Here is a 26,238-nt window from a genome sequence, read left to right on the forward strand (position 1 = left end):
GTTCGGGGGCGGTGTGGTGGGATGGCGCGCTGTGACAGCTCTACGCGATCTCATCCGCCCCGACGTCTACCCGCGTTCCTCCCGCTACGACCCCGCCTGGCTGGTCGGCCTGGACATGGGACCCAACCCGCTGTGGCTGCTCGAGGACCTGTCGGCCGACCTGCGGCTGGAGCCGGGGATGCGGGTGCTCGACCTCGGTTCGGGCATGGGCGCCACGTCGGTGTTCCTGGCCCGCGAGTTCGGCGTGGACGTCGTCGCCGCCGACCTGTGGGTCGCGCCGGAGAAGGCCCAGGCGGTCTTCGCCGCGGCCGGCGTCGCCGACCGGGTGCGGGCGGTCGGGGCGGAGGCGCACGCACTCCCGTTCGAGCCGGAGTTCTTCGACGCGATCGTCAGCATCGACGCCTACGAGTACTTCGGCACCGCCGACGGCTACCTGGCCTACATCACGCGCTTCCTCAAGCCCGGCGGGCAGCTCGGCATCGCCACCCCGGGCATGACACGGGAGATCCGCGAGCTCGGCGCGATCCCGCCGCACATCAAGGCGCTGGTCGGCTGGGAGGCCATCGCCTGGCACACCGCCGACTGGTGGCGCTGGCAGTGGGAGATCACCGAGCTGGTCACCGTCACCTCGGCCCGGCTGCAGGTGGACGGCTGGCACGACTGGCTGCTGTGGTCCCGCGCCTGCCTGGAACACGGCGGCCCGGGCGCGGAGGGTGCGGCGGGCGCCATCGCCATGCTGACGGCTGACCAGGGCGAACACCTGTCGTTCGCCCTGGTCAGCGCCCAGAAGAAGTGAACGCGCAGAAGAAGTGAGCGGGCAGAAGAAGTGAGCGGGTCAGGAGGAGTCGCGCGGCTCGTCCGGGGAGAGCGTGCGCCGCCGCCGGTTGGACAGGTCGCGGACGTCGGCGCTCTCCAGCGGCAGCGGCGAGGTGGCGGGCCGCTGGTACGCCAGCAGCTCGATCTCCGCCAAGGAGGCAGGAGCGCTCCCGCCGGTGAACCTGATCCGGTAGTGCGCGTACGCCCTCGGCCTGGCGATCTTGAACGGCCGCGTCTGCAGCCGCCAGGCGAAGCGCTCGCCGGACCGCTCGTCCAGCACCGTCCAGGCGACGCCGTCGGCCGAGCCCTCCACGACCCAGCCGGCCGGGTCCTCGGCCGGCCCGCCGGCGCCCGAGGTGAGCGTGTAGAAGCGTGCCTCACGCGCCCCGTCGAAGGTGTAACCGACCCATTCGGGCAGCGTCGCCCGGGTGGAAGAGTCGTCGTCGAACAGGGCGCGCACGTCCGCGCCGCCGGCGCCCGACGCGGTGCCGCGGCCGGGTCCGGTGAGGTCGCGCAGCGGCGCGGGCACCCGGTCGTCGCGGGTGATCGACGGCGGGGCGGCGTCCTCGCCGGTGCCCCAGCGCGAGGGCCGCGGACCCATCTCGAAGACCAGTTCGGCGCCCCGGGCGAGCAGGTCGTGCGGCAGGTACGTCTTGTCGTAGGCCCGGCCGTTCACCCGCAACGACTGCACGTACACGTTGCGTTCGTCGTTGCCGTGCGCCTCGATCACCAGCTTCCTCCCGTTCTCCAGGCGCACGGTCGCCTTCTTGAACAGCGGCGAGCCGATCACGTAGTACGGGCTGCCCACCTGCAGCGGGTAGAAGCCGAGCGCGCCGAAGATCTGCCAGGCCGACATCTCCCCGTTGTCCTCGTCGCCCGGGTACCCCTGGCCGATCTCGCTGCCCAGGTACAGCCGCGACAGCGCCTCGCGCACCCTGGCCTGGGTCTTCCACGGCTGCCCGGCGTAGTCGTACATGTAGGCGATGTGGTGCGAGGGCTGGTTGCTGTGCCCGTACTGGCCCATCCGGATGTCCCTGGCCTCGCGCATCTCGTGGATGACGCCGCCGTACGAGCCGGGGAACGTCCCGGTCTCCCGCGTGTCGAAGAACGCGTCGAGCTTGGCGGCCAGCCGGTCCGCGCCGCCGTACAGGTTGGCCAGGCCGCGGCCGTCCTGCGGGACGTGGAAGGCCATGTTCCAGCCGTTGGTCTCGGTGTAGTCGTGGCCCCAGGTACGCGGGTCGTAGGCGCCCGGTTCGAGCCGGAAGCCGCCGTCGGCCCTCCTGCCCTGGAAGAAGCGTACGGCCGGGTCGAACAGGTGCACGTAGTTGAGCGCCCGGTTCCTGAAGTACTCGTGTTCCTCCAGGTAGCGGGCGCGCTCGGCCCCGGTGGCGCGCTCGGCCAGGGCTTCGGCCAGGTTCGCGATGCCGAAGTCGTTGATGCAGCCGTCCAGCGCCCACGACATCGCCTCGCCGGTCGACTCGACGCTGGTGTAGCCGAGGAACAGCGAGGTGGACAGGCCCTTGCGGCCCACGTGCCTGGTGGGCGGGGCGACCGTGGCGTTCTTGAGCGCGGCCTCGTAGGCCGTCTCGGCGTCGAAGCCGGTCACGCCCTTGCGGTAGGCGTCGGCGAAGGCCACGTCGGAGCTGGTGCCGACCATCAAGTCGGCGTAGCCGGGCGAGGACCAGCGGGCGATCCAGCCGCCGTCCCGGTACTGGCGGACGAACCCGTCCGCCATCTCGCCGGCCGCTTTCGGGGTGAGCAGCGCGTACGCCGGCCAGGCCGTGCGGTAGGTGTCCCAGAAGCCGTTGTTGACGTACACCTTGCCGTCGGCCACCGGCGCCCCGGTGTGCGTGGGCGTGCTGGGCGGGGTGGACGTGGCGGACTGCACCGCGTGCCGCCAGACCGGCGCGTCGGCGGTGCCGGTGTTCTCGTGACCGGAGTTCGGGTACAGGAACAGCCGGTACAGGTTGGAGTACAGCGTGACGAGCTGGTCGCGGCTCGCGCCCTCGACCTCGATGACGCCCAGCTTGGCGTCCCAGGCCCGGCGCGCCCGCTCGCCGACCGTCTCCAGCGTGTCGGCGGCGGAGATCTCCAGCTCCAGGTTCCGCTTCGCCTGCGCCACGCTGATCAGCGAGGACGCGATCCGCATCGTCACCGTGCGCGACTCGCCCGCGTCGAAGGCCAGGAAGCCGAGCACGTTGTCGCGGCCCTGCCCGGTCAGCCTCCCGCCGCCGGTGACCGGCCGGTCGAAGACGGCGTAGTAGAACATCCGGGTGGCGCCGGTGGACAGGCCGCTGCGCACGTCGGAGTAGCCGGTGACCACGTCGCCGTCGATCGTCAGCCCGCCGTCGTCGCTCACGTTGTCGAAGATCAGCTTGGCCGCGGAGCCGGGGAAGGTGAACCTGGCCAGCGCCGCGTGGTCCGCGGGCGCGATCTCGGTCGTGAGCCCGTTCTCGAACGTGACCGCGTACAGGTGCGGTGCGGCCATCTCGCGCTCGTGCCTGAAGGCCAGCGCGCGGGCGGTACGCGACGGGTCGGGCACCCCCTCGGCCGCCGAGGGCATGAACTGGAACGTCTGCCGGTCGCCCATCCACGGGCTCGGCGCGTGGCCGGCGGTGAACGCCTGGATCTCGGGCAGGTTGGCGGCGTTGTTGCCCCGGTGGTACTCGTACAGCCAGCTGATGGAGCCGGCGTCGGTCATCGGCGTCCAGAAGTTGAAGCCGTGCGGCACGGCGGTGGCGGGGAAGGTGTTGCCGCGCGAGAACCCGCCGGTGGAATGCGTGCCGCGGGTGGTCACCACGTACTGCGAGGGTCCGGCGCCGCCCTCGTCCGGCCGCCGCCGCGCGGTGGCGATCTTGATGTCGTCCACCCAGCCGCGGAACCCGGCCATCCCGGCCGGACTGTCGAAGGAGACCAGGACGCGGCTGATCCGCTTGCCCCCGGCCACCTCGCCGATCCTGGCGAGCTTGAAGTTCCACTGGTCGGCGTACAGGGTCTTGGACTCGCCCTGCGCGCGCGGCGTCAGCCTGACCCCGTGCTGGTCGACGGCCTCGAGCTCGCTCAGATACGTCCCGTCGGCGAAGGCCAGGTCGACCGACACGTACGTGCTGGGGTAACGCGGGTCGGCAGCGGTGAACTCGGGGAACACCAGGTAGGACAGCTCGGTCGAGTCGGTGACCGGGATGTCCACCTCGAACACCTTGTTCATGGAGTGCCCGCCCCGCGCCGAGGTGGTGCTGCCGGCGTACTGGAAGGCCCGCAGCCCGGAGAACCCGGCGCGCGGCTTGGAGACGTGGCCGCCGTTCGGTCCCGGGCCGACCCGGCTGCGCATGTCGGTGGTCGGATGGGGGCCGGTGCCGCCGTCCGCCAGCTCCCACCCGGCGAGCTGCAGGATCGAGCCGCCGCCGACGCGGGTGACGTTCAGCCGGTAATGGGTGTAGGCGGTCGGGTTGGTGAAGCGGTACTCCTTGCGCTGCAGCCGGGCGCCGAACGTCTCACCGGTCCTGGTGTCCAGCGTGGTCCAGGTCCGCCCGTCCGGGGAGCCCTCCAGCCGCCAGTCGCGCGGGTCGCGCTCGGGCGCGTCGCCGGCCGAGGTCAGCGCGTAGTGCACGACCGCGACCGGGCCGGTCAGCTCGTACTGCGCCCAGCCGGTGGCGCTGAACACCAGCCACTTGGTGCTGACGTCACCGTCGGCCAGGTTCTCCTTCACCTCGCCGGCGGCGGCGTGCTCGCCGCCGGCGGTGATGCGGTCGATCTGGTCGCGGATGCCGCCTTCGATGCCGCCGGGCAGGTGCCCGCTGACGTTCGCGGCCCGTCTGACGCCCTCGCCGTCGGTCTCGACGGTGTCGATCCAGGCCGGCTGCGGGTCGCCGGGCTCGAAGGAGGAGGCGAAGTCCGCGGGCATGCTCATGATCAGTACGACTCCGGTGATGAAAGGAAGGGGATGACAACGTTGTCAGCCGAGGGCCTGGCAAGGAAGTTGTCAAAACGCGGGCACACTGTCAAGCGCCGCCCAGCCCCCAGCCCCCAGCCCGCGGAGGTCGCGAGCCCAGGGGGTGGGGGATCGGGCGCGTCAGGGGGTGAGGGCGAAGGTGGACCAGGTGTGGCCGGGAGCCAGCCCGGCCAGTTCGCGGCCGCACTCCTGAAGCACCTGCGGGCCCGACGTGATGTGCGCGGAACCCGCGTGCGCGTCCCTGAACAACCGCTGGATCAGCCCGTCACGCAGCGCCGAGGTGCCGCCCGACGCGTAGACGAACCTGGCCACCGCGGCGATCGTCGAGGTGACGTGGTTGAGCGCGAGCCGCACCATCGTCTCCTGCCGGACGTCGAGCCGGCCGCCGGCGTCCAGGGTGCGTTCGGCGTCGTCCCAGGTCTGGCGCACCAGCGCCGACGCGGCCCGGAACGCGGCCTCCGACCTGGCGAAGTCGGCGTGGAAGGCGGAGCTGTCGGCGATCTGGCCAGGGCGGCCGCCGCGCGCGGCGGCGTAGCGGCCCAGCTCGTCCAGCAGCCGCCGGCCGATCCCGAGCGCCCAGCCGGAGTGGGCGATCAGCGCCTGGTCGAGCACGCCGAGCCGGTAGAGCGCGCCGCCGCGCAACGGCTCGTCCTGCTCGAAGACGTGCGACTGCGACTCGGGCACGAAGACGTCGTCGATGGCGTAGTCGATGCTGCCGGTGGCGCGCAGGCCCAGCACGTCCCAGTTGCCGAGCTGCTTGGCGTCCTCGATCGGGGTGATGAAGATCCGCGCCTCCTCGGTGCCCTCGACGGCGCCCAGGCTGTGCACGTACTGGGCGTGCGGCATCGCCGAGGCGAAACTCCACTGCCCGGTGAGGCGGAACCCGCCCTCCACCGGCACCGCCACGCCGGGGCGGGTGCCCTGACCGGCGAAGACCGGCATGCGCGGGCCCTTGAAGATGCGCTCGACGGCCTCGTCGCCCAGGTACGCCCCGGCCGTGCCGTTCTCCAGCCCGCTGGCCATGACCACCCAGCCCGTCGAGGGGTCGGCGTAGGAGAGCTCGGCGAACACGTCGAGCAGCTCACTCGGCGACAGCTCGGAGCCGCCCAGCGGCTCGGGCACCCAGACGCCGAAGAGCCCGGCCTCGTGCAGGGCGTCCACGACGGGATCGGTGAGCCTGCCCAGGGACTCGGCCCGCTCCGCCTCGTCTTCGATCAGCGGGCGCAGGGCTCGTGCCCGCTCCAGGTGGCCGGGGCCGGCGGTGTGCAGTCGGGGCGTGTCGCTCATGTCCAGGTGCTCCTGTTCGTGATCGTCGGCGCTCTGCTTCCGAGTGGGCGGTCACCGGCCCACGTCCCCGTCGTTCACGGCGAAGTGGACACTGGACGCATTATCCCCGCCGACGCCCGAACCGCCAGGCGCCCGTCCGCGCCCCTCCGTGCCCGCACGCGAAACGGCCCGAGGTCCGGTCGCGCCCGGGCAAGGGGCGGAGAACCGGATCTCGGGCCGTGGGGTCCGGCCGGGGCCGGGGGTCAGCGGTCGACGAGCAGCTCGCCGAACTTCACCGCCGGCGCGCCGCCGGCGAAGTTGCGGTCGACCTCGGCCCGCTCGGCCGCGTTCGGGTACGGGTTGGTGCAGCTCACGCCCGCGCTCGCGCCGGACATCAGGTCACTGCACCGGCCGGTGCGCCGGTCGGGCAGGCCCAGGATGTGGCCGATCTCGTGGGTGGAGATGCGTAACGCGTTGTGTCCCTGCGCGGTGGCCTGACGGCCGATCCAGACCGTTCCGCGGCCGAGACCGGTGGGCAGCGCCCGCGGCCAGCCGTTGTCGGCGTAGACCACGAAGTGGGCCGGAGTGCCGGGGACGAGCCGGACGTTGACGACGCTGGAGTTCCAGATCTGCGCGGCCTGGTCCACCGCGCCGCGGAACTCGGCCGCCCTGCTGGCGTCGTACCTGAGCACCCGGACCATGGAGACGGCCTGGGCCGGCGAGCTGATCAGGAGGAAGGTGAAGGTGAGGGCGAGAGAGATCGCCAGGCGGAGGGCTCTTGACATGAGGGCTCCTCGACAATGGGGGGTGTCGTCAACGGTACGCGTGACTATCTGCCAGGAAGACCTGTCAGATTCCCCCTATCGCGGTGATATGGACGGACGCCCGGTCCAGGTCCAGCCGGCCAGCCCGGGCACCGGCCCGGTACGGGCGGACTTCGCGCTCAGGCTCTGGACAGGCGGCACGGCCGGGCACCGGGCGCCTCGCGCCGGCAGGACCAGGTCGGTCAGGTACCGGTCCACCGCCTCCGTCGCGCACGGGCCCCGGCCGTAGACGCCGTGCCCCCAGCCCTCGTACGTCAGCAGCCTGGCCTCCCTGCCGATCTGCCGCGCGGTGCCCAGCGCCCACGGGTAACCGGTCGACGGGTCGTGCAGTCCGTTCACCAGCAGCAGCGGCGGCGTGCCCGAGACGCGCAGCCGGTGCTGCGGGTCGGGCACCGGCTCGGGCTGGCCCAGGCAGGAGACGGTGAGCGCGACCGAGAGCGGGCTCATCCGCATGTCCGGCGCGATGACCGCCAGCCTGCGCAGGTGCCGGTCGAACGCGCGCTGGTCCCTGATCGGCAGCAGGTAGTCCTGGCAGATCACCTGCGTGGCGTCGTTGAACACCTCCTCCTGCCCCGCGCGCGGCGGGACCAGCCGGGCCGGCACGTCGCCCGTGCCGCTGTCGAGCGCGGCCAGGAACTCGGCGAGATAGGCCCACTCGGGCCCGTAGAAGGTGGCGAAGACCTGGTAGAGGAGCAGGATCGGGGTGAGCCGCACCTCGGGGGTGCCCGGCAGGGCCAGCTCGCCGCGCTCGGCCCTGGCCAGCAGGTCCTTCAGCAGCGCGCGGACGTCGCGGCCGTGCAGGGCGCACTCCCCGGCCGCCGCGCACCAGGCGGCGAACTCCGCGAAGGAGTCCTGGGTGGTCCAGGTGTCGGTGCCGAGCATCGCGGTGGTGCCCAGGCTGTGGTCCATGTTGCTGTCCAGGGCCAGGGCGCGCACCCGGCCGGGGAAACGTTCGGCGTAGAGCTGGCCGATGAGCGTGCCGTAGGAGATGCCGTAGTAGGTGAGCCGCCGCTCGCCGAGCGCCGCGCGCAGGGCGTCGAGGTCGCGTGCCACGGACAGGCTGTCCACGTGGTCGTACAGCGGGCCGGTGCGGGCGCGGCAGTCCTGGCGGTAGCGGGCGTTGTAGGCCAGCCGCCGGTCGAAGTCGGCCTGCGTGCGCATGATCGGGTCGGGGGCCCGCGCCGCCAGCTCGGCCGAGCAGAGCACCGGGTGGCTGCGGCCGACGCCGCGCGGGTCGAAGCCGACGAGGTCGAAGCGGGCGAGCAGGGACGGGCTGAGCCCGAGATCGTTGCGCAGGACGGCGTCGACCCCGGAGTTGCCCGGGCCGCCGGGGTTGATCACCAGCGCGCCGATCCGCGCGGCCGGGTCGGTGGCGGGCCGCCTGGCCACCGCCATCTCGAACGTGCCGCCGCCCTGGACGTCCCAGTCGACGGGCAGGGTCAGCGTGGCGCACTCGGCCGCCGGATCCTCCTGACAGGGGGACCAGGCGAGACCGGACGCCGCCGCGGCGGCTCCGGCGGGTGGCAGGGGAGCGAGCATGGCCAGGACGACGGCCAGCATGATCAGAATGGTTCGCACCGTGGCGTCCAATCAGTCGGGGGGTGTGATGATCATGCCGTGCCCGTGGCCGTGGGTACATCCCTCTCCGTGACGCCGTATCGGCCTGCATCTCCAGCTCGTGCGATGGGTGTTCCGCAACACGTTGTCCGTATTTCGAGACCCCGATCTTGCATGAGCATGCGTTCCAATGCATACTCTCTCTTATGTCCAAGGTTCTCACCTCCCTGCCCATCGGCGAGCGTGTCGGTATCGCTTTCTCAGGCGGCCTCGACACCTCGGTCGCCGTCGCCTGGATGCGCGACAGAGGTGCCGTCCCGTGCACCTACACCGCCGACCTCGGCCAGTACGACGAGCCCGACATCGGCTCGGTGCCCGGCCGCGCGCTGGCCTACGGCGCCGAGGTCGCGCGGCTGGTCGACTGCCGCGCCGCGCTGGTCGAGGAGGGCCTGGCCGCGCTCACCTGCGGGGCGTTCCACATCCGCTCCGGCGGGCGGGCGTACTTCAACACCACGCCGCTCGGCCGCGCCGTCACCGGAACCCTGCTGGTGCGCGCGATGCTCGAGGACGACGTGCAGATCTGGGGCGACGGCTCCACCTTCAAGGGCAACGACATCGAGCGGTTCTACCGCTACGGCCTGCTGGCCAACCCGCACCTGCGCATCTACAAGCCGTGGCTCGACGCCGACTTCGTCGCCGAGCTCGGCGGGCGCAAGGAGATGTCGGAGTGGCTGCTCGCGCACGGGCTGCCGTACCGCGACAGCACCGAGAAGGCGTACTCGACCGACGCCAACATCTGGGGCGCCACCCACGAGGCCAAGACCTTGGAGCACCTCGACACCGGCGTCGAGACCGTCGACCCGATCATGGGCGTGCGGTTCTGGGACCCGACGATCGAGATCCCGGCCGAGGACGTCACCATCGGCTTCGAGCAGGGCCGCCCGGTGACCATCAACGGCAAGGACTTCGCCACCCCGGTCGACCTGGTGCTGGAGGCCAACGCCATCGGCGGCAGGCACGGCATGGGCATGTCGGACCAGATCGAGAACCGCATCATCGAGGCCAAGAGCCGCGGCATCTACGAGGCGCCCGGCATGGCGCTGCTGCACGCCGCCTACGAGCGGCTGGTCAACGCGATCCACAACGAGGACACGCTGGCCACCTACCACAACGAGGGCCGTCGGCTCGGCCGGCTCATGTACGAGGGCCGCTGGCTCGACCCGCAGGCGCTGATGCTGCGCGAGTCGCTGCAGCGCTGGGTCGGCACGGCGATCACCGGCGAGGTGACGCTGCGGCTGCGGCGCGGCGAGGACTACTCGATCCTCGACACGTCCGGCCCGGCGCTCAGCTACCACCCGGACAAGCTGTCGATGGAGCGTACCGAGGACTCGGCGTTCGGCCCGGTGGACCGCATCGGCCAGCTCACCATGCGCAACCTGGACATCGCCGACTCGCGCGCCAAGCTGGAGCAGTACGCCGGGCTCGGCATGGTCGGCACCGGCCACCCGGCGCTCATCGGCGCCGCGCAGGCGGCCTCGACCGGGCTCATCGGCGCGATGCCGCAGGGCGGCGCACAGGCCATCGCCTCGCGCGGCGAGGCCGCCGAGGACGACGGGCTGCTCGACCGGGCCGCGATGGAGTTCGGCACCGACTGACGGCTCAGCCCGCGGCTCGGTCCGCGCGTCTTCTGTGGCTCAGCCCGCGCCTTCCGTGGCTCAGCCCGCGTCTTCCGTGGCTCAGCCCGAGTCTTCCGTGGCTCAGTCCGCGGACCGTCCGCTTCGGGGGCGGGCGCGCAGGTGAGCGCGCTCGCCCTGGCGGCCGAACAGGCTGAGGAACTCGACCGGTTCGTCGCCGGCCGCCCCGAACCAGTGCGGCACCCGCGTGTCGAACTCGGCCGCCTCGCCGGGCGCGAGCACCAGATCCTGATCGCCGAGCACGAACCGCAGCCGGCCGTTGAGCACGTACAGCCACTCGTAGCCCTCGTGGGTCTGCGGATCGGGCTCCCCGCGCGGGCCGCCCGCCGGGATCACCAGCTTGTACGCCTGAATCCCCCCGGGCCTGCGGGTCAGTGGCACCATGGTCATCCCGTGCCGGGTGATCGGACGCAGATGGATGCGCGGGTCACCGGTCTGCGGGGCGTCGACCAGCTCGTCGAGCGTGACGCCGTGCGCCTTGGCCAGGGGGAGCAGCAGTTCGAGCGTCGGCCGGCGGGCGCCGGACTCCAGCCGTGACAGGGTGCTGACCGAGATCCCGGTCGCCGCCGACAGGTCGGTCAGCGTGGTCTCGCGTTCCCTGCGCAGCGCCCGCAGGCGTGGGCCGACCGCGGTCAGCGCCTGGTCGAGATCGTCGTCCATGGGAACAGTTTGCCATTCCGGCAAAGAACTTTGCGGATCTGGCGAGTGCGCTCGCATAGTGTCCGTGGAGGTGGTCGAGATGACCGATCGGCTGGAAGAAAGCTATGACGTGGTGGTGATCGGCGGCGGCGCGGCCGGGCTGAACGGCGCTGATGCTGGCCAGGGCGCGGCGCTCGGTGGCGGTGATCGACGCGGGCGAGCCGCGCAACGCCCCGGCGGACGGCGTGCACGGCCTGCTGGCCAGGGAGGGCATGCCGCCGGCCGAACTGCTCGAACGCGGCCGCGCCGAGGTGCGCGGTTACGGCGGGCACGTGGTGTCCGGCCGGGTCGCGGCGGCGGACCGCGCGGGCGACCTGTTCACCGTGACACTGGACGACGGCCGGTCCGTGCGGGCCCGCCGGCTGCTGGTGACCACCGGCCTGGTGGACGAGCTGCCCGACCTGCCAGGACTGCGCGAACGGTGGGGCAGGGACGTGATGCACTGCCCGTACTGCCACGGCTGGGAGGCCCGCGACCAGGCCATCGGCGTGCTGGCCAGTGGCCCGATGTCGGTGCACCAGGCGCTGCTGCTGCGGCAGTGGAGCGACGACGTCACGTACTTCGCCCACACGCTGCCGCCGTCCGATGAGCAGGCCGAGCAGCTGGCCGCGCGCGGCATCCGCGTGGTGACCGGCGAGGTGGCCGGCCTGGAGATCACCGGCGACCGGATCACCGGCGTGCGGCTGGGTGACGGCGCCGTGGTCGCCCGCGCGGTGGTGGCGGTCGCGCCCCGGATGACGGCGCGGGCCGGTTTCCTGACCGGACTCGGGCTGAGCCCGGCCGCGCATCCCTCGGGCGCCGGCGACCACCTGCCGGCCGACGCCGCCGGACGCACCGGCGTGCCGGGCGTGTGGGCCGCGGGCAACGTCACCGACCCGAGCGCGCAGGTCGGCGGGGCCGCCGCGGCGGGCGCGTTCGCGGCCGCGCAGATCAACGGCGACCTGGTCGCCGAGGAGACCGCCCGGGCCGTGGCCGCCTACCGGGACGAGCGCTCGGCGGCATGAATACACCATCAGGGGGAAACGGCATGACCGGCGAGTTCGACAAGGCGTACTGGGAAGAGCGCTACCAGGGCCACGACCAGGGACACGGCCACGATCACGGTCACGATCACGGTCAGGGGCACGGCCACGGTCAGGGGCACGGTCACGATCAGGGGCACGGTCACGGTCACGGCCAGGATCACGGTCATGGCCATACGGCGGTTCAGGGCGGGCTGCCGAGCCCGTACCTGGAGGCGGCGGCCGGCGGCCTCGCGCCCGGCGCGGCGCTGGACGCGGGCTGCGGCGAGGGCGCCGACGCGGTCTGGCTGGCCGCGCGCGGCTGGCGGGTGACCGCCGTGGACCTGGCCGAGGGCGCGCTGCGCCGTGGGCGGGCACACGCCGAGACGCTCGGCGCGGACGTCGTGGGCCGCATCGACTGGGTCCAGGCCGACCTGACCGGCTGGGCACCGGCCGAGTCCGGCTTCGACCTCGTCACCAGCCACTACGTGCACGTGGCCGGGTCGCGCGAGGAGCTGTTCGCCCGCCTGGCCGCGGCGGTCGCGCCCGGCGGCACGCTGCTCATCGTCGGCCACCATCCCGCGCACCAGCAGCCCGGGCTCTCGCCGCAGGCGGCGGCGCACGCGCACGTCACCGCCGATGAGCTCGCGGCCGTGCTCGACCCGGCCGGCTGGGAGATCTCCGCCGAGAACACCACCAGGTCCGTTGCCAGGCCCGGCGGCAAGGAGATCATCCTGGGCGACGCGGTCCTGCGGGCCCGCCGGCACTCCTGACCGGAGGCGATGATCGGGAAGCCCGGCGGCTGTGGCATCCTCTAGTCCCATGCGTTTCAGAACGGGCACCAGGGACGATGCTCCCGTTATCGCCACATTGCATGCCGAAAGCTGGCAGACCGCCTATGTGGGGATCATGCCCGCGTCGTACCTCAACGGGTCACTGCGGGAGGAACGGGCGGCCCTGTGGTCGGCCCGGCTGGAGGCGGACCCGCCGGAGAACCCGTTCGAGAACGCCACCCACCTCGTGGTCGCCGAGGAGGACGGGACGCTGCACGGGTTCGCCTACCTGATCAGGCAGCCCGACGGCCGGATGCTGGTGGAGAACCTGCACGTGCTGCCCGCGCGCAAACGGTCGGGCATCGGACGTGAGCTGCTGCGCCGGGCCTTCGCCTGGGCCGCCGCCGACCACCCGGGCACGCCCGTCTACCTGGAGGTGCTGCGCGACAACGCGGCGGCCGTGGCGTTCTACGAGCGCAACGGCGGCCGCGTCACCAAGGAGTTCGTCGAGAGGTTCGCCGCCGGGTTCGAGCTGCCGGTGCTCGAGTACACCTGGGACCCGGACGCGGTGGCCGCCGTGGCGGGCGACGTCCTGGTGGCGTAGCGCGGGGCCGGCGTCCTCGCGGCGCGGCGCGGGGCCGGCTCGTGAGTGTGGGGTGGGCCCGGCTCGCGGGGCCGGCTCGTGGGGTGGCGCCGGGCTGGCTGTGAATGTGGCGCGGGGCCGGCTCGTGGGGCCGGGGCTGGGCCGGCAAAGTCCTGGTCAAGTGGGTGGGCCGCGGCGCGGCCGCGGGTAGTTCCGTTGACGTCGGGACGAACGCGGAGGCGGCCGATCACGTGACGCACTGGTACCCGCTGCGGCTGACCACACCGATCATGTCGCACACGTTCGGCGGCCGGGCCCTGGCCGACCGGCTCGGCCGCACCGGGCTGCCCGCCGGCCGGGTCGCCGAGACGTGGGAGGTCAGCGACGTCGACGGCCGCGGCGCCGAGGTCGAGAACGGGCCGCTGGCCGGCCGGTCGCTGCGCGGCCTGGTCACCGAGCACCCGGACGAGCTGATGGGCCGCGGCTGGCGCGGCGGCCGTTTCCCGTTGCTCACCAAGTTCATCGACGCCACCGGCCCGCTGCCGGTCCACCTGCACCCCGACGACGCCGCCGCGCGCCGCCGGGAAGGACAGCCCAACGGCAAGACGGAGGCCTGGCACATCCTGGCCGCCGAGCCGGGCGCCGACGCGCTCGCCGGGACCAAACCGGGCGTGGACGCCGGCCTGCTGCGCGAGGCGCTGGAACGCGGCGACTTCGACGCCGTGCTGCGCCGCCTGCCGGTCCAGGCCGGGCAGACGATCTACGTGCCCGCCGGGACACCGCACAGCTTCGGCCCCGGCACGCTGGTCTACGAGATCGAGCAGACCTCCGACCTGCAGCGCAGCGCGATGCGCTGGCGCATGGAGGACGGCGCAGAACTGCCGGACGCCGACTGGCGGCACGACCTGGACCTGCTGGTCGCCGAGTGGGACCCGGACTCGCGCCCCGACTTCCAGCCCGGCCTGTCCCTCCCCGCGGACGACGGCGTGTCGCGGCTGATCTGCTGCGCCGGGCCGTACTTCGCGCTGGAGCGCTGGCGGGCGGAGCCGGGGGCGCGGATCACGTTCCCCGTGGAGACCGCGATGATCCTCAGCAACGCCGGGCCGCCCGCGCACGTCAGCGCCGACGGCTGGTCGGGCACCCTGGACCGGGCCCGCACACTGCTGCTGCCCGCGGCGCTGGGCCGGGCCGAGGTGGCCGGGCCCGCGGACGTGCTGCTCGGCTACCTGCCCGACCTGGACCACGACATCCGCCGCCCGCTCACCGCCGCCGGCCACACCCCCGACACCATCGCCACCCTCGGCGCGCCCACCTGACCGACCGCCACAGGACCCGCCCGTTTCGCGCGTCCGATCGGGCGGGCGTCAGGGGATGCGCTCTCGTCCGATCGGGCGGGCGTCAACGGGCGCACTCGCCCGATCGGGTCGGCGTCACGGGATGCGCACTCCTCTCGCGGTCAGCAGCGCGCCGTCGGCGTCCCGCTCCACGGCCACCACCTGCCCGGTCCCGGTCCTGGCCTCGGCCACGAGATCGACGTCGCGCGGGTCCACCTTCAACGCGGCGAACGCGCCCAGATCCGGCCAGGCGGCCCGCTGCTCCGGGGTGAGCGTGCCGGGCGCCAGCCGGATGATCCGGTAGTCACCGGTCAGCTCGCCCCGCTCGTGCCCGATGCCACCGTCCGGCGCGAACGCCAGCGTGTAGTGGCGGGCCGGCGACGGGGTGACGTCCCAGACCACGGTGTCCGCGTCGATCCAGTGCGCCTCGGCCTTGCCCAGGTCGATGTCGGCCACCCGGGCGGGCGGCTGCGGCAGCACGTGCCCCTCGGTGGCGGCCAGCCGCCAGATCTCGTGGCCCGTCGTGGTCAGGTCGAGTGATTGGTCGGCGGGCAGGTCCTTCTCGTCGCCCCGGTGCAGGATGTAGCTCATGCTCCTGGCGCCCTCGGTGAGCGGCACCTCGTAGAAGACGCCGAACGCGTCCTGACCGGCCGGCCGCAGCGGGTTCGCCCACTCCGTGGGCTGCCGCACGTCGCCCCACGCGTGCAGGCCCCACCCGTCGTGGTCGCCGGCCGGACGGCGGTAGTGGATCACCGCGACGTTCCTGGCGGCGGCGAGCGTCGGATGCACCGCGGCCTGCCCGGAGCCGACGTAGGCGTCAGACTGGGCGGCCGGGACGAACGACTGGTCCGGGCCGGGATCCTTCTCATCGCCCCGGTGGACGATGAAATCGACCGGCGCGGCGTCGCTCTTCAGCGGGACCTTCCAGTACGCGCCGAAGGAGTCGATCCCGTCGGGCCGGCGCGGATCGTCCCAGTCGGTCGGCACGCCGTCGGCCAGCCCGTCGCCCCACAGGTGCAGCCCCCACCCGTCGTAGGACTGGTCCTGACGGCGATAGTGCACGGTCGCGTACCCCTGGGCGGCGGCGCGCGAGGTGTAGGCCGGCGTCTTGCCCGCCACCAGCCAGATCTCGCCGTTCCTGGCCGGCTGGACGCTCCAGCTGCCGCCGTCCGCGGCGAGCGTGACCTGGGCGGCGTTCGGCTTCAGCCGGATCCAGGCGAACCTGCCGAAGGTGTCCTGGCCGGTCAGCGCGGCGGTTCCGGGCTGTTCCACGTCGCCGGAGACGCTTAGTTCCGTGGCGTCGGCCCGGTCGTAGTGCACGACCAGCCAGTCACGCTCGACCGTGCCTGGCCCGGGCTGTCGCGGTTCCGGCCCGGCCTTGGCCGTGGCGCGCGCGGCGGCGGTGCGGCCGGCCGCGTCCTTGACGACGGCCTTGTAGGCGATCGGCGTCCCCGCGGGCACGCCGGTCAGGTCGTGGAAGACGCGGAACGTGCGGCCGTTCGGCGCGTCGTCGGTGCCGAGCACCCGCCACGCGCCCGCGCCCACCCGGGCGGCGAAGGTGACCTGGGCGAACCCGGTGCCCGGCACGGTCGCCCCGATCTCGACGCGGCCGTCACCCGCCGGGCCGCGCAGCTCGGCGCCGGGCAGCCGCAGGGAGATCGACAGCCGGGCGGCCGGCCTGGGCAGGTCGTCGCCCGCCCGGTAGACCACAGCCGACAGCGCGGGCACGGTCAGCGCGAGCCCGGCGCCGGCGTCCGCGGTGACGTGCCGCGGCCCCTCGCCGTGGACCAGGCCGAACCTCATGCCCGGCGTGTACGTGGGGATCCGCACGCTCGCCGGCTGCTCGGCGTTGTTCACCGCGACCACGTACTCGACCTGGGCGCGGGCGTCGATCCTGGAGAAGGCGTACACGCCGCCGGCGGCCAGGCGCTCGATCTGCGCGCCGTCGGCCAGCGCCGGGTGCCGCTCGCGCAGCCGCGCCAGCGCGGCGATGCCCCGGTAGAGCGGATGCGACGGCGTGAAGTTGTCCCGCGCGTGCGTGGCGGACGTGCCGATCAGGTCGTCGGCCAGGTAGTCGGGGGTCCGGGAGGCGAACATGGACTGGCGGGCGTCCTGGTCGCCGCCCTTGCCGGTGAAGCCCTGCTCGTCGCCGTAGTAGATCACCGGCTGGCCGCGCGTCAGATACATCAGCTCGTGCGCCAGCAGGTCCCTGCGCAGCAGCTCGGCGTCGTCCGCGCCCGGATTGTCCTGGACGAGGAAGCGGCCGATGCGGCCCATGTCGTGGTTGCCGAGGAAGGTGGGCAGGCTCGCCGCGTTGGAGTCGGCGTCGGTGTGGTAGTCGTCGGACGCGTACAGCCTGGCCAGCCGGTCGGCCCCGGCCGTGCCGCCGGTGAAGGCGCGGGCGGCCTCCTGGAACGGGAAGTCCAGCGTGGCGTTCATGCCGCCGCGGGTGGAGTAGCGGCTGGTGACGGCCGGGTCGCCGGTGAACACCTCGCCGAACATGAAGAACCGCCTGTTCCCGAGCCCGGCGGCGTAGCCGCGCAACGCCGGGGAGAACTTCTCCCAGAAGCCCATGTCGACGTGCTTGGCCGTGTCGATGCGGAAGCCGTCGACGCCGGCGTCGCGCACCCACGTCTTGTAGATGTCGATCATGCCGTCGACCACTTCTGGGCGTTCCGTCCACAGGTCGTCCAGGCCGAAGAAGTCGCCGTACTCGGCGTTCTCGCCGGCGAACGTGCTGTCGCCGCGGTTGTGGTACATCGTCGGGTCGTTCAGCCAGGCCGGGGTCTTCACGCCGGGCCGGGCCACCGGCGTGTACGGGAACGAGTCGAGGTTCACCTGCGGGAAGTCGCCCGCGCGGTCGTCGAAGGGCCTGCCTTCGGCGTCCAGGTACGGGTAGGCGGCCTTGGACCGGTACGCCTGCTCCTGTTCCCGGTAGGTGATGACGTCCGCGGTGTGGTTGGTGATGATGTCGAAGAACACCTTCATGCCGCGCCGGTGCGCCTGCCTGACCAGCTCCTTCATCTGCGCGTTCGTGCCCAGGTGCGGGTCGATACGGGTGAAGTCGGTGATCCAGTAGCCGTGGTACCCGGCCGAGGAGCCCTGGACCGGGCGGTTGGCGAAGACCGGGGTGATCCACAGGGCGGTGGTGCCGAGCCCTTGGACGTAGTCGAGCCGGTCCATCAGGCCCTTGAGGTCGCCGCCCTGGTAGAAGCCCTTGTGGGTGGGGTCGAAGCCGGTGGTCGTCCGGTCGCCAGGCAGGCCGCCGCGGTCGTTGGCCGGGTCGCCGTTGGCGAACCTGTCGGTCATCGCGAAGTAGAAGCGTTCGCGGGACAGGTCCGCGCGCGAGGCGTCGCGGGCCAGCTCACGCTCCGACGGCTCATGGACCTGCCCGGCAGCGGCGTGCGAGGGCGTGGCGTGCGAGAGCGTGGCATTCGGGGGAGTGGCGTGCGAGGGCGTGGCGACGCCGGTGAGGGCCGCGGCGAGCAGCAGCGCGATGGCGGCGATCCTGGTGAGCGGGCCGGGTAAGCCGGGGCGGGCCTGCCCGTCCGGCTGCTGGAGGTGCGGCCGGTCCACGTGGGCCTCCGAGGATGAGAGAGGAGTGTCGCCCCGGAACATAAGCGCGGAAGCCCCGGCTCAGCAAGAGTTTCAGCAAGTTTTCAAGAATATCGGGTGATCCTTGCAAGCCCTTGCAGGCAGAACCGCTGTGACCTCGGCTTGTACCTGGGATCTGTACGATTTGCCGAGATTTGAAAGTCGATAAGGAGCCGCGATGACCCTGCCCCCCGCCCGCACCCCGGAGCAGCGCAAGCTCGACACCCTGTACCGGCTGGAGCACGACGTCGACGCCTGGGTGTCCACGGCCGGCCCGGACGGCGGCGACCCCTACATGGTGCCGCTCTCCTTCCACTGGGACGGCGCGACGGTGCTGATCTCCACCGTGGCCACCAGCGTGACCGCGCGTAACCTGCTGGCCTCGGGCAAGGTCAGGCTCGGACTCGGCGAGACGCGGGACGTGATCCTCATCGAGGGCACGGCCGAGTCGCTGCCCGACACCGAGATCCCCGCCGAACTCGGCGACGCCTTCGCCAAGCGGACCGGGTTCGACCCGCGCGAGGAGAACGGCGACTACCTGTACTTCCCCATCACGCCGCGGCGCGTCCAGGCCTGGCGCGAGGTCAACGAGCTCAAGGGGCGCGAGCTCATGAGCGAGGGCCGCTGGCGCGTGCCCTGACCGGCCGGCGGCAGCGGGCCGCGGGCGGGCCGCGGGCGGTTTGCGGAGGTGAGCGCGGGGCAGTGGGGGTCGGCATTCTGGGCATCGCAGAAGGGACGGGCCATGCACGATGCCTTGGAGCTGACCGCCACGCGCGAGGGCGACATCGTCGTCCTGCGCCCGGTCGGCGATCTGAGCTGGAGCACCGCCGCGCTGCTCGGCACCTGGCTGAACGAGTACGTGCGGCAGCCGGCGCCGGTCACGCTGGTGGACCTGTCGCAGATCAGCGCACTGGACTCCAGCGGCCTGTCGCTGCTGGTCTCCATCCACGTGCGGCTGAGCGAGGCCGGAACGGTGGCGGCCTTCGCCGCGCCTTCACCGTCGCCGGCCCGCATGCTGGAGATCACCGGCCTGGCCGGCCGCCTGCCGCTGTACGACACCGTCCAGGCCGCTCGCCTGGCGACCGGGCCTGGTCCGCGCCTGGCTCTGGAGTGAGTGCGGCGCCTGGCTCTGGAGTGAGTGCGGCGCCGCGTGGCGGGGAACCCGCTCCCGGACGGTGACGGCGTCCGGCGCGGGCGGGCGCGAGCAGCGTCCACACGGCGAGCGCGGCGACGGCGGTGAGCCCGGCCACGCTCCACAACGTGACCTGCCACGCGCCGGTGAACAGTGCGGCCGCCGCGGCGCGGTCAGGCCCGGACAGGTCGCCCGCCGTGATGCGGGCGGCGCGGGCCGGGTCGCCGAGCCGGCCGGACAGCACGGTCGCCAGCGCGGTGCCGAACAGCGTGGTGGCCAGCGTGCCGCCGCCCGCGCGCACCGTGTTGAGCAGCCCGGTGGCCATGCCGATGCGGTCCTGGTCGATCGCGTTCACCGCCTGGCCGTCCGTCGTGCCGATCATCAGGCCGAGGCCGGTCCCGATCGTCAGCAGCGGTCCGGCCAGGCCGGCGGCGCCGATGCCCGGGTGCAGCACGGTGAGCCAGGCGTTGCCCGCGGCCACCAGCAGCAGCGCGGCGGCGGCCAGGGCGCGCGGCGGCACCCCGCGGTTGATCAGCAGGCCGCCCGCCTGGGGCAGGAGCAGGACGGGCGCGGTGAGCAGCAACATGGTCAGCCCCGCGCCCTGGACCGGCAGCCCCGCCGCGCCCTGGAGGTAGGTGGGCAGGTAGGCGGTCACCCCGGCGGCTCCCGCCGCCAGGAACAGGCCGGTGAGCGTCCAGGCCATGAACCGGCGCTCGCGCAACAGGCCCAGGTCCAGCACCGGATGCGTCCGGCGGCGCTCGACCACGGCGAACACCGCGAACATGACCGCGCCCGCGAGCAGCGGCAGCAGGACGCCCGGCCGCGCCCAGCCGCCCTCCGCGGCCTGGTTGACGCCGAACATGGTGAGCGACAGCGCGGCGATGAGCGACAGCGCCCCGGCCACGTCGATCCTGGGACGCGTGCTCGCCCGCGAATCCGCCATGGCCGCCGCGCCGGCCAGCAGGACCACGCCGACGGCGGCGAACAGCGCGAACGTGGCACGCCAGCCGAACCCGCCCACCAGCCAGCCGGACAGCGTCGGGCCCGCCGCCAGGCCGACGCCCGCGGTGGTGCCCATGGCCGCGTAGGCGCGGGTGCGGGCCGGTCCGGTGAAGGTGGCGCCGAGTACGGCGCCGCCGCCGGCCATCACCCCGGCCGCGCCGGCGCCCGTCACGGTCCTGGCCACGTCCAGGGTCAGGATGTCGCCCGCCAGCGCGCTGACCAGCGCGCCGGTGGAGTAGACGACGGCGCCGGCGGCGAAGACGCGCCTGCGGCCCAGCACGTCGCCGAGCGAACCGGCCACCAGCATGACGGCCGCGGCGGCCAGGAAGTAGCCGACCACCACCCACTGCAGGGCGGCGCCCGAGGCCCGCAGGTCCGCGCCGATCAGCGGCAGCGCCACCGTGGTTCCGGACATCAGCATCGGCAGCGACAGGAAGCCCAGCAACACGGCGGCCAGTGTCACCGCCCGCCGCCGCCGGTCGGGTCCGCTCATGCCGGGCTGGCTCATGCCGGGCTCGCTCGTGCTGGGCCCGCTCGTGCCCGGCTCGCTCATGCCGCCGCCACCTGCGCGCGCAGTTCCTTCAGCGCTCCCGACCAGGCGACGAGCTCGTCCAGCAGCTCCATCAGCGTCGGCTCCTGGTGCGGGCCCGGCGTGATGACGCCGGGCTCGGTGGGGTCGGTGAGCTCGAAGTCGGTGAACGCCGACAGCGCCACCTGCGTGCGCACGTTGGCCACCTGGAGCTCGGTCATGACCTGGCGCAGGTGCTCCACCGAGCGCACGCCGCCGTGCGCGCCGTGGCTGACGAACCCGGCCGCCTTGTTGTTCCACTCGGCGTACAGGAAGTCGATCGCGTTCTTCAGGGCGGCGGGGGCGGAGTGGTTGTACTCCGGCGTGACGAACACGAACCCGTCGAAGGCGGCGATCGTCTCGGCCCACCGGTTGGTGTGGGGGTGGTGGTACCGGCCGAACAGGGCGGGGGTCGGCTCGTCCAGGATGGACAGGCCGTACTCGGCGAGGTCGACGACCTCGAAGGCGGCCTCGCCCGAGACGGCGGCCGGGTGCCTGGCGGCGACCTCGGCGACCCAGCGGGCGGCGACCGCGGTCCTGCGGCGCGGACGGGTGCTGCCGACGACGACGGCGATCCTGATCATGATGGTCTCCTCAGGTCTGTCTGGTACGACGTGAGGTAAAGTACAACGTGCATGGCAATAAGTAAAACGATGACTGTAATTTGGCGGGAAGGCCGGACATGACCAGGGAAGACAAGCGGAGGGCGATCCTCGCCGGGGCGCTGACGGTGTTCGCGCGCGACGGTTACACCCGCGCGAGCATCGACGCGATCGCGAGCACGGCCGGCGTGTCCACGCGCACGATCTACAACCACTTCGCCGACAAGACCGAGCTGTTCCAGACCGTCATCAGGGAGAGCGCCGCCCAGGCGGCCGACGCGCAGATCGCCGTCATGGACCGGCACCTGCGCAAGGTGACCGACCTGGAGGCGGACCTCGTCGAGTTCGGGCGCGAGCTCGCCGCGCCGTCGAGCGGGACGCAGGCCGAGCACTTCGCCCTGGTACGGCAGATCAACGCCGAGGCCGGCCACATCCCGCAGCCGGCCATCGACGCCTGGCAGGAGACCGGCCCGTTGCGGGTGCGCCGGGAACTGGCCGGATACCTGCGGCAGTGGATCGAGCGCGGCCTGCTCCGGGCCGCCGACCCCGATCGGGCCGCGATCCATCTCCTGTTGCTGATCTCCACCGACGACCCGTCGTACCGGGGGATCGTGCCCACCGAGAAGGAGGTCGCCGAGATCGTCAGCTCCGGGGTGCGTGCCTTTCTGCACGGCCATCTTCCCTAGCCGGCCGCGCCGGGCCCACCGCGCGCAACGCTTCGGCGGCCGTGCCGTAGACGCCCAGGTGCCGCGTCAGTCCGGTACGCAACAGCAGCTTGGCTGGTTGGCTGCGAGGTGCGGCGAACACCACCGCGTGCCCGCCGGCCCGCAGCCGGCTGGTCACGTGGAGCAGCGAGCCCAGGCCGACCGAGTCGATGAAGGCGACGTCGGCCAGGTCCACCAGGGTGGCCGGGGCGGGGCCGTCGCGCAGGTAGCCGGCCAGCCAGTGGCTGATCCGCCAATGGCTGCTCAGATCGAGCTCTCCGACGGGATGCAGCACGAACGTCTCGCCTTCGAGATTCGCCAGCAGGCGAAAGGTGTTTACTTTCACCGCCACCACTCCCTCCGAGATCGACCTTCCCCGGGGAATGGCCGGGAAAAACGTTCCCTCCGGGCCGCGGCAATGGACGTTTCCCGCCATCGCACCGCAATTCGCGGAACGAATTTTTTGGGGCCGTTTTCCGTCGTGTGAATGGTTCCGGTGATTGTTCGGTCATGACTTCGGTACGTCCGCGCGCGCCGCCGGGACGGCCTGCCGGGTTCCGGGGGAACCTGTGTGCCTTTGCCCGACGATGAGCGAGGAGATCTGATCCGGGCGATGAGTGGCAAGCAGCGAAAAGTGCGGCTGAGCGTCCCGCAGATCGTCGGCGGCGCGCTGGCCGCGTTGACGGGGGCGGTGGCGGCGTCGTACCTCGGGGTGGCGGGCACCGTGATCGGCGCCGCGTTGACGAGCATCGCCACCACGATCGGCACCGATCTGTACAGCCACTACCTGCGGCGTACCGGGGCCAGGGTCAAACGGCACCCGATGGTCGTCAAGAGGACCCAGCCGCTCACCGTCGTCCGGGACCGGCCCGTGCCTGAGGACCGGCCCGAGCCTGAAGCGCGGGTCGAGCCTGAGGAACTGGACGCGCCGGAGGGACCGAACGCGTCGGAGGGGCGGGGTGCGCGGTTGCGTGCGGCGGCTCGCGCGCTGCCGTGGGCCAGGGTGTGCGTGGCGGCCGGGCTGGTGTTCGCGATCAGCATGGGCAGCGTCCTGATCTACCAGCAGATCGCCGGCCGGACCGTGGCCGACCAGGTCAGGGGCAGGACCCCGGCCAAGGACGAGCAGGAGCGCAAGTCCGGCGGCCGGCCCCGGCGGGCCGAGCGGGATGAGGTGCCGCCGGCCAGGCAGGTCACGCCGGGCCCGACACCGGCCGTCCCGCCGGCGTTCACGCCCGCCCCGGTCACCAGCGCGACCGGCGCGCCGTCCCCGACACCCGGGCCGACGAGCACAGGCGCCACGACGGACGAGAGCCCGGGCACCGTTTCACCGGAACCCCGGCCGTCCGGGTCCGCCCCGGCCCCGCCGTCCGGCCTCCCTTCAGCGGCGCAGACGGAGGCCGGGCCGGAGGAGGAATGGGGCACGCCCGCGCCCGCCCCTTCCGAGGCGGACCCGGGCGCGGACGAATGAACTCGACGCCTTTCTCAGAATGCGCCGCTTTCTCAGAATGCGCCGCGGAGATCTCCTCTCGGGGTCAGGAAAAGGAAATCCCCGCGGCCGGACGGAATGGCGGATCCGGTCAGCGGCCCTGCAGGGCCTTGACGTTGTCGCCGAACGTCCAGTTCTTGGACCCGTCCCAGTTGATGGACCAGGTCATCAATCCCTTGAGATTGCCGTTGAACGCGTTCCAGCTCTGGCTCACCAGCGACGGCGACATGTATCCGCCGCCGGCCCCCGGCTGGGCAGGCAGTCCGGGCACCTGCTTGTCGTACGGCACCTTGATCGTGGTGCCCTGGATGACCAGGCCGTTGTTCAGGCAGGTGGTCTGGGCGGTGAAGCCCTGGACGGTGCCCGCCGAGTACGAGTCGCCCGAGCAGCCGTACATGCTGCCGTTGTAGTACTGCATGTTCAGCCACCACAGGCGGCCGTTGTCGGCGTACTTCTTGATGATGGGCAGGTAGGCGCCCCAGATCGAGCCGTACACCACGCTGCCGCCCGTCACGTACGCGGTCTCCGGCGCCATGGTCAGGCCGAAGTTCGACGGCATCTGGGCGAGCACGCCGTCGATGATGCGGATGAGGTTCGCCTGGGAGGTGGACAGCGTGTTGATGTTGCCGCTGCTGGTCAGGCCGGTCTCGATGTCGATGTCGATCCCGTCGAAGTTGTAGCGCTTGAGGATCGGCACCACGGTGGCGACGAACCGGTCGGCCACGGCGCTGGAGCTGAGGTCGATCCCGGCCGTGGCGCCGCCGATCGACATCAGGATCGTCAGCCCTGCCGCCTTGGCCTGGCACATCTCGGCCGGGGTGGCGACCTTGACCGTGGCGTCCATGCCGTCCTCCCACAGGACCGTCCCGTCGGAGCGGATGACGGGGAAGGCGGCGTTGATCACGTTGTAGCCGTGCTGGCGGATGCGCGGGTCGGTGATGGGCGTCCAGCCGAACGGCGGGTGCACGCCGTTGATGGCGCCGTCCCAGTTCTCCCAGTAGCCGTGCAGGACCTTGCCGGCCGGCCGCGACTTCACCGGGCAGGTGGTGTCGGTCGGCGTCACGGTCGGCGTCGCGCTCACCGTGGGCGACACGGTGACGGTGGGCGACACGGTGGGGCTGGCCGTCGCGGTCGGGCTGACCGTGATCGTGGGCGACGGGCTCGGGCCGCCAGGACCGTCGAGGTTGACGTCGTCGGCGTGGTAGGTGCCCTGGCCGTACCAGCCGTGCAGGTAGACGACCGCGGTGTTCTGCGCGGCCGTGGTGGTGAAGCTGACGCTGACCTGCGTGTACGCCGTGGCGGACGACGTCCAGCGGGACGCCCCGCCGTTGACGCCGAGATAGACGTAACCGCCGCGGACCCACGCGGACAGCGTGTAGTTCGAATTGGGCCTGACGGACACGGTCTGGCTGCAGCGGGCGATGTCGGAGTTGCTCACCGCGCCGGCGAGCGCCTTCGACCCCGAGTGCACGGGGGAGCCGACCACCGACCCCAGACCGCCGGTGCAGGTCCAGGGGGAGAGTGAACCGGTTTCGAAGTCCGCGTTCGCGAGCAGGTTGGCGGCGCGAGCCGACGTCTGGGTGACGAGGACACCTGCTATGGCCAGCAGCAGTGATGCTGCCAGCACCAGCAGGCGGGGGGTTCGTTTCATGCGAGGACAACCCTTCTGTGGCCCGGGCGCGCGAAGGCGCCGGGTCGTGACGGCGGCTGAGGGTTGCGAAGCCAGAGGGGCTCGCGACCAGCAAGCCCACCGAATTATCGAGAGATGTTCCCGCCCAAGTCCATGGACGTTCCATACCACTCATATACGGATATAAGTGATGTGGTACGACCGCTTGCCACCGGCGCCTCTCGCTGGCGGTGTCAGCGGCAGGCCGTTGGCAGGCGGCGTCAGCTTCGGCCGGCAGTGCCGGTGGCGAGCGGTGTCAGCGGCAGGTGCGCAGCATGTTGAGCAGCGCCGTCCGCTCCTTGCGAGTGACGAACAGCCGGTAGTGGTGCTTCACCGTGATCCACGAGGTCGCGTACCTGCACCAATAGGCGCGCCGCGGCGGACGCCAGCTCTGCGGCCCCTGCCCGCCCTTGGCCATGTTCACCGAGTGGCTCACCACGATCAGCTCCGGCCGCCTGAGGTCGTTGGCGAACGCCCGCCGCCGCGCCTGACTCCACCGCCGGGCCCCGGACCGCCACGCGTACGCCAGCGGCACCACGTGATCGACGTCGACCAGCTTCTCGCTCTTGAGCCACTTGCCGTCGTAGGGGCTGTACCAGACACCCTTGACCGGGTGGCAGGCGGCGTTCCTGCGCACCCGCCGCCCGTCGCGCGCCAGCACCATCTCACGCGCGTCGCAGGTGCCCTTGTGGTGCGCCCAGCGGGGCTGGAACCGCCGGTGGCTGTAGCCGCGGATCGACAGCGGCCTGGCCACCTTGAGCTGCGCCAGCATGCGCCGGGCCAGCGCGGCGCTCACGGCCTTGGACCGCTCGCGGGTGTCGGCGGCGGCGGGTGGGGTGGGGATGACGGCGGTGAGCGGGACGACCATGAGGGAGAGAACGGATACGCGGACCGCGCGTCGCAGGAAGATCATGATTCCACGCATACCAGTCCCTCCCCGGGACCGGCGGCGATATTCAACTCTCAAACGGTGAGACCACCC

General features: G+C 72.4%; 20 protein-coding genes and 1 pseudogene. 10 read left to right on the plus strand and 11 right to left on the minus strand.

The window, feature by feature from the left end:
- Positions 1 to 796, plus strand: a 796-nt coding sequence (locus HII36_RS38190) for an SAM-dependent methyltransferase (RefSeq protein ID WP_236004316.1), incomplete at its 5' end; no start/stop codon positions are given.
- Between the two features lie 39 nt (positions 797 to 835).
- On the opposite strand, the gene HII36_RS38195 is transcribed toward HII36_RS38190, so the two are convergent.
- The 4 genes from HII36_RS38195 to HII36_RS38210 form a co-directional block, all read right to left on the minus strand.
- Complete coding sequence (locus HII36_RS38195) at positions 836 to 4,726, minus strand: GH92 family glycosyl hydrolase (protein WP_173528204.1); 3,891 nt, start codon at positions 4,724 to 4,726, stop codon at positions 836 to 838.
- A 162-nt stretch (positions 4,727 to 4,888) separates the two neighbouring features.
- Positions 4,889 to 6,055, minus strand: a complete 1,167-nt coding sequence (locus tag HII36_RS38200; RefSeq protein WP_173528205.1) for an acyl-CoA dehydrogenase family protein — start codon at positions 6,053 to 6,055, stop codon at positions 4,889 to 4,891.
- A 242-nt stretch (positions 6,056 to 6,297) separates the two neighbouring features.
- Positions 6,298 to 6,819 carry a snapalysin family zinc-dependent metalloprotease gene (locus HII36_RS38205; RefSeq protein ID WP_173528206.1) on the minus strand — a complete coding sequence of 174 codons (522 nt, stop codon included), beginning with the start codon at positions 6,817 to 6,819 and terminating at the stop codon, positions 6,298 to 6,300.
- Positions 6,820 to 6,894: 75 nt separating this feature from the next.
- Entirely contained in the window at positions 6,895 to 8,436 is a 1,542-nt protein-coding gene (locus tag HII36_RS38210) for an alpha/beta hydrolase (RefSeq protein ID WP_217370486.1), read from the minus strand.
- Between the two features lie 185 nt (positions 8,437 to 8,621).
- On the opposite strand from HII36_RS38210, the gene argG reads away from it, so the two are divergent.
- On the plus strand, positions 8,622 to 10,070 hold the full coding sequence (gene argG / locus HII36_RS38215) for an argininosuccinate synthase (protein WP_173528207.1): 1,449 nt from the start codon (positions 8,622 to 8,624) through the stop codon (positions 10,068 to 10,070).
- Between the two features lie 102 nt (positions 10,071 to 10,172).
- On the opposite strand, the gene HII36_RS38220 is transcribed toward argG, so the two are convergent.
- The gene (locus HII36_RS38220) at positions 10,173 to 10,769 is read right to left on the minus strand and encodes a helix-turn-helix domain-containing protein (protein WP_173528208.1); all 597 of its coding nucleotides are present in this window, start codon (positions 10,767 to 10,769) and stop codon (positions 10,173 to 10,175) included.
- A 79-nt stretch (positions 10,770 to 10,848) separates the two neighbouring features.
- Between HII36_RS38220 and HII36_RS38225 the strand changes: the two are divergent.
- The 4 genes and pseudogenes from HII36_RS38225 to HII36_RS38240 all read left to right on the plus strand — a co-directional run bounded on the left by HII36_RS38225 (position 10,849) and on the right by HII36_RS38240 (position 14,481).
- Positions 10,849 to 11,812 (plus strand): annotated as a pseudogene (locus HII36_RS38225) (NAD(P)/FAD-dependent oxidoreductase).
- A 23-nt stretch (positions 11,813 to 11,835) separates the two neighbouring features.
- On the plus strand, positions 11,836 to 12,582 hold the full coding sequence (locus HII36_RS38230; protein WP_173528209.1) for a class I SAM-dependent methyltransferase: 747 nt from the start codon (positions 11,836 to 11,838) through the stop codon (positions 12,580 to 12,582).
- Positions 12,583 to 12,718: 136 nt separating this feature from the next.
- Complete coding sequence (locus HII36_RS38235) at positions 12,719 to 13,186, plus strand: GNAT family N-acetyltransferase (protein WP_217370487.1); 468 nt, start codon at positions 12,719 to 12,721, stop codon at positions 13,184 to 13,186.
- 104 nt (positions 13,187 to 13,290) lie between these two features.
- Positions 13,291 to 14,481, plus strand: coding sequence for a type I phosphomannose isomerase catalytic subunit (locus tag HII36_RS38240; RefSeq protein WP_236004318.1), 1,191 nt, complete (start codon positions 13,291 to 13,293; stop codon positions 14,479 to 14,481).
- Positions 14,482 to 14,595: 114 nt separating this feature from the next.
- Here the strand turns inward: HII36_RS38240 and HII36_RS38245 are convergent, their stop codons facing one another.
- Complete coding sequence (locus HII36_RS38245; RefSeq protein WP_328808082.1) at positions 14,596 to 18,075, minus strand: alpha-amylase family glycosyl hydrolase; 3,480 nt, start codon at positions 18,073 to 18,075, stop codon at positions 14,596 to 14,598.
- Between the two features lie 196 nt (positions 18,076 to 18,271).
- On the opposite strand from HII36_RS38245, the gene HII36_RS38250 reads away from it, so the two are divergent.
- Both HII36_RS38250 and HII36_RS38255 read left to right on the plus strand, forming a co-directional pair.
- Positions 18,272 to 18,733 carry a pyridoxamine 5'-phosphate oxidase family protein gene (locus tag HII36_RS38250; RefSeq protein WP_173528211.1) on the plus strand — a complete coding sequence of 154 codons (462 nt, stop codon included), beginning with the start codon at positions 18,272 to 18,274 and terminating at the stop codon, positions 18,731 to 18,733.
- 102 nt (positions 18,734 to 18,835) lie between these two features.
- On the plus strand, positions 18,836 to 19,207 hold the full coding sequence (locus tag HII36_RS38255; RefSeq protein WP_173528212.1) for an STAS domain-containing protein: 372 nt from the start codon (positions 18,836 to 18,838) through the stop codon (positions 19,205 to 19,207).
- Here HII36_RS38255 and HII36_RS38260 read toward each other — a convergent pair.
- Together HII36_RS38260 and HII36_RS38265 are read right to left on the minus strand one after the other, a co-directional pair.
- Positions 19,116 to 20,780: an MFS transporter gene (locus HII36_RS38260; RefSeq protein WP_173528213.1), complete on the minus strand. Its 1,665-nt coding sequence runs from the start codon at positions 20,778 to 20,780 to the stop codon at positions 19,116 to 19,118. The two genes, HII36_RS38255 and HII36_RS38260, sit on opposite strands and share 92 nt — an antisense overlap.
- A complete protein-coding gene (locus HII36_RS38265) occupies positions 20,777 to 21,379 on the minus strand; it encodes an NADPH-dependent FMN reductase (RefSeq protein WP_173528214.1) in 603 nt (200 codons plus the stop codon). The genes HII36_RS38260 and HII36_RS38265 overlap by 4 nt, the downstream gene beginning before the upstream one ends.
- A gap of 98 nt (positions 21,380 to 21,477) precedes the next feature.
- Between HII36_RS38265 and HII36_RS38270 the strand changes: the two genes are divergently transcribed.
- Complete coding sequence (locus tag HII36_RS38270) at positions 21,478 to 22,083, plus strand: TetR/AcrR family transcriptional regulator (RefSeq protein ID WP_173528215.1); 606 nt, start codon at positions 21,478 to 21,480, stop codon at positions 22,081 to 22,083.
- Here HII36_RS38270 and HII36_RS38275 read toward each other — a convergent pair.
- A complete protein-coding gene (locus HII36_RS38275; RefSeq protein ID WP_173528216.1) occupies positions 22,040 to 22,447 on the minus strand; it encodes an STAS domain-containing protein in 408 nt (135 codons plus the stop codon). The genes HII36_RS38270 and HII36_RS38275 overlap by 44 nt on opposite strands.
- A gap of 267 nt (positions 22,448 to 22,714) precedes the next feature.
- Here HII36_RS38275 and HII36_RS38280 point away from each other — a divergent pair, with 267 nt between their 5' ends.
- Positions 22,715 to 23,569, plus strand: coding sequence for a hypothetical protein (locus HII36_RS38280; RefSeq protein WP_173528217.1), 855 nt, complete (start codon positions 22,715 to 22,717; stop codon positions 23,567 to 23,569).
- Between the two features lie 109 nt (positions 23,570 to 23,678).
- On the opposite strand, the gene HII36_RS38285 is transcribed toward HII36_RS38280, so the two are convergent.
- Positions 23,679 to 25,238: a carbohydrate binding domain-containing protein gene (locus tag HII36_RS38285; protein WP_173528218.1), complete on the minus strand. Its 1,560-nt coding sequence runs from the start codon at positions 25,236 to 25,238 to the stop codon at positions 23,679 to 23,681.
- 274 nt (positions 25,239 to 25,512) lie between these two features.
- The gene (locus tag HII36_RS38290; RefSeq protein ID WP_173528219.1) at positions 25,513 to 26,169 is read right to left on the minus strand and encodes an HNH endonuclease family protein; all 657 of its coding nucleotides are present in this window, start codon (positions 26,167 to 26,169) and stop codon (positions 25,513 to 25,515) included.
- Between the last annotated feature and the right edge of the window lie 69 nt (positions 26,170 to 26,238).

The organism is Nonomuraea antri (assembly GCF_013283785.1).
In the GTDB taxonomy this organism is placed as follows: Bacteria; Actinomycetota; Actinomycetes; order Streptosporangiales; family Streptosporangiaceae; genus Nonomuraea; species Nonomuraea antri.

What these genes read in the sequence shown, in the direction of transcription:
- HII36_RS38240 (WP_236004318.1), top strand. Translation starts at nt 13,291, where the DNA reads ATGTGGCGCGGGGCCGGCTCGTGGGGCCGGGGCTGGGCCGGCAAAGTC.
- HII36_RS38195 (WP_173528204.1), bottom strand. Translation starts at nt 4,726, where the DNA reads ATGAGCATGCCCGCGGACTTCGCCTCCTCCTTCGAGCCCGGCGACCCG.
- HII36_RS38230 (WP_173528209.1), top strand. Translation starts at nt 11,836, where the DNA reads ATGACCGGCGAGTTCGACAAGGCGTACTGGGAAGAGCGCTACCAGGGC.
- HII36_RS38255 (WP_173528212.1), top strand. Translation starts at nt 18,836, where the DNA reads ATGCACGATGCCTTGGAGCTGACCGCCACGCGCGAGGGCGACATCGTC.
- HII36_RS38285 (WP_173528218.1), bottom strand. Translation starts at nt 25,238, where the DNA reads ATGAAACGAACCCCCCGCCTGCTGGTGCTGGCAGCATCACTGCTGCTG.
- HII36_RS38205 (WP_173528206.1), bottom strand. Translation starts at nt 6,819, where the DNA reads ATGTCAAGAGCCCTCCGCCTGGCGATCTCTCTCGCCCTCACCTTCACC.
- HII36_RS38235 (WP_217370487.1), top strand. Translation starts at nt 12,719, where the DNA reads ATGCCCGCGTCGTACCTCAACGGGTCACTGCGGGAGGAACGGGCGGCC.
- HII36_RS38260 (WP_173528213.1), bottom strand. Translation starts at nt 20,780, where the DNA reads ATGAGCGAGCCGGGCACGAGCGGGCCCAGCACGAGCGAGCCCGGCATG.
- HII36_RS38290 (WP_173528219.1), bottom strand. Translation starts at nt 26,169, where the DNA reads ATGATCTTCCTGCGACGCGCGGTCCGCGTATCCGTTCTCTCCCTCATG.
- HII36_RS38250 (WP_173528211.1), top strand. Translation starts at nt 18,272, where the DNA reads ATGACCCTGCCCCCCGCCCGCACCCCGGAGCAGCGCAAGCTCGACACC.
- argG (WP_173528207.1), top strand. Translation starts at nt 8,622, where the DNA reads ATGTCCAAGGTTCTCACCTCCCTGCCCATCGGCGAGCGTGTCGGTATC.
- HII36_RS38220 (WP_173528208.1), bottom strand. Translation starts at nt 10,769, where the DNA reads ATGGACGACGATCTCGACCAGGCGCTGACCGCGGTCGGCCCACGCCTG.
- HII36_RS38200 (WP_173528205.1), bottom strand. Translation starts at nt 6,055, where the DNA reads ATGAGCGACACGCCCCGACTGCACACCGCCGGCCCCGGCCACCTGGAG.
- HII36_RS38265 (WP_173528214.1), bottom strand. Translation starts at nt 21,379, where the DNA reads ATGATCAGGATCGCCGTCGTCGTCGGCAGCACCCGTCCGCGCCGCAGG.
- HII36_RS38280 (WP_173528217.1), top strand. Translation starts at nt 22,715, where the DNA reads ATGAGTGGCAAGCAGCGAAAAGTGCGGCTGAGCGTCCCGCAGATCGTC.
- HII36_RS38270 (WP_173528215.1), top strand. Translation starts at nt 21,478, where the DNA reads ATGACCAGGGAAGACAAGCGGAGGGCGATCCTCGCCGGGGCGCTGACG.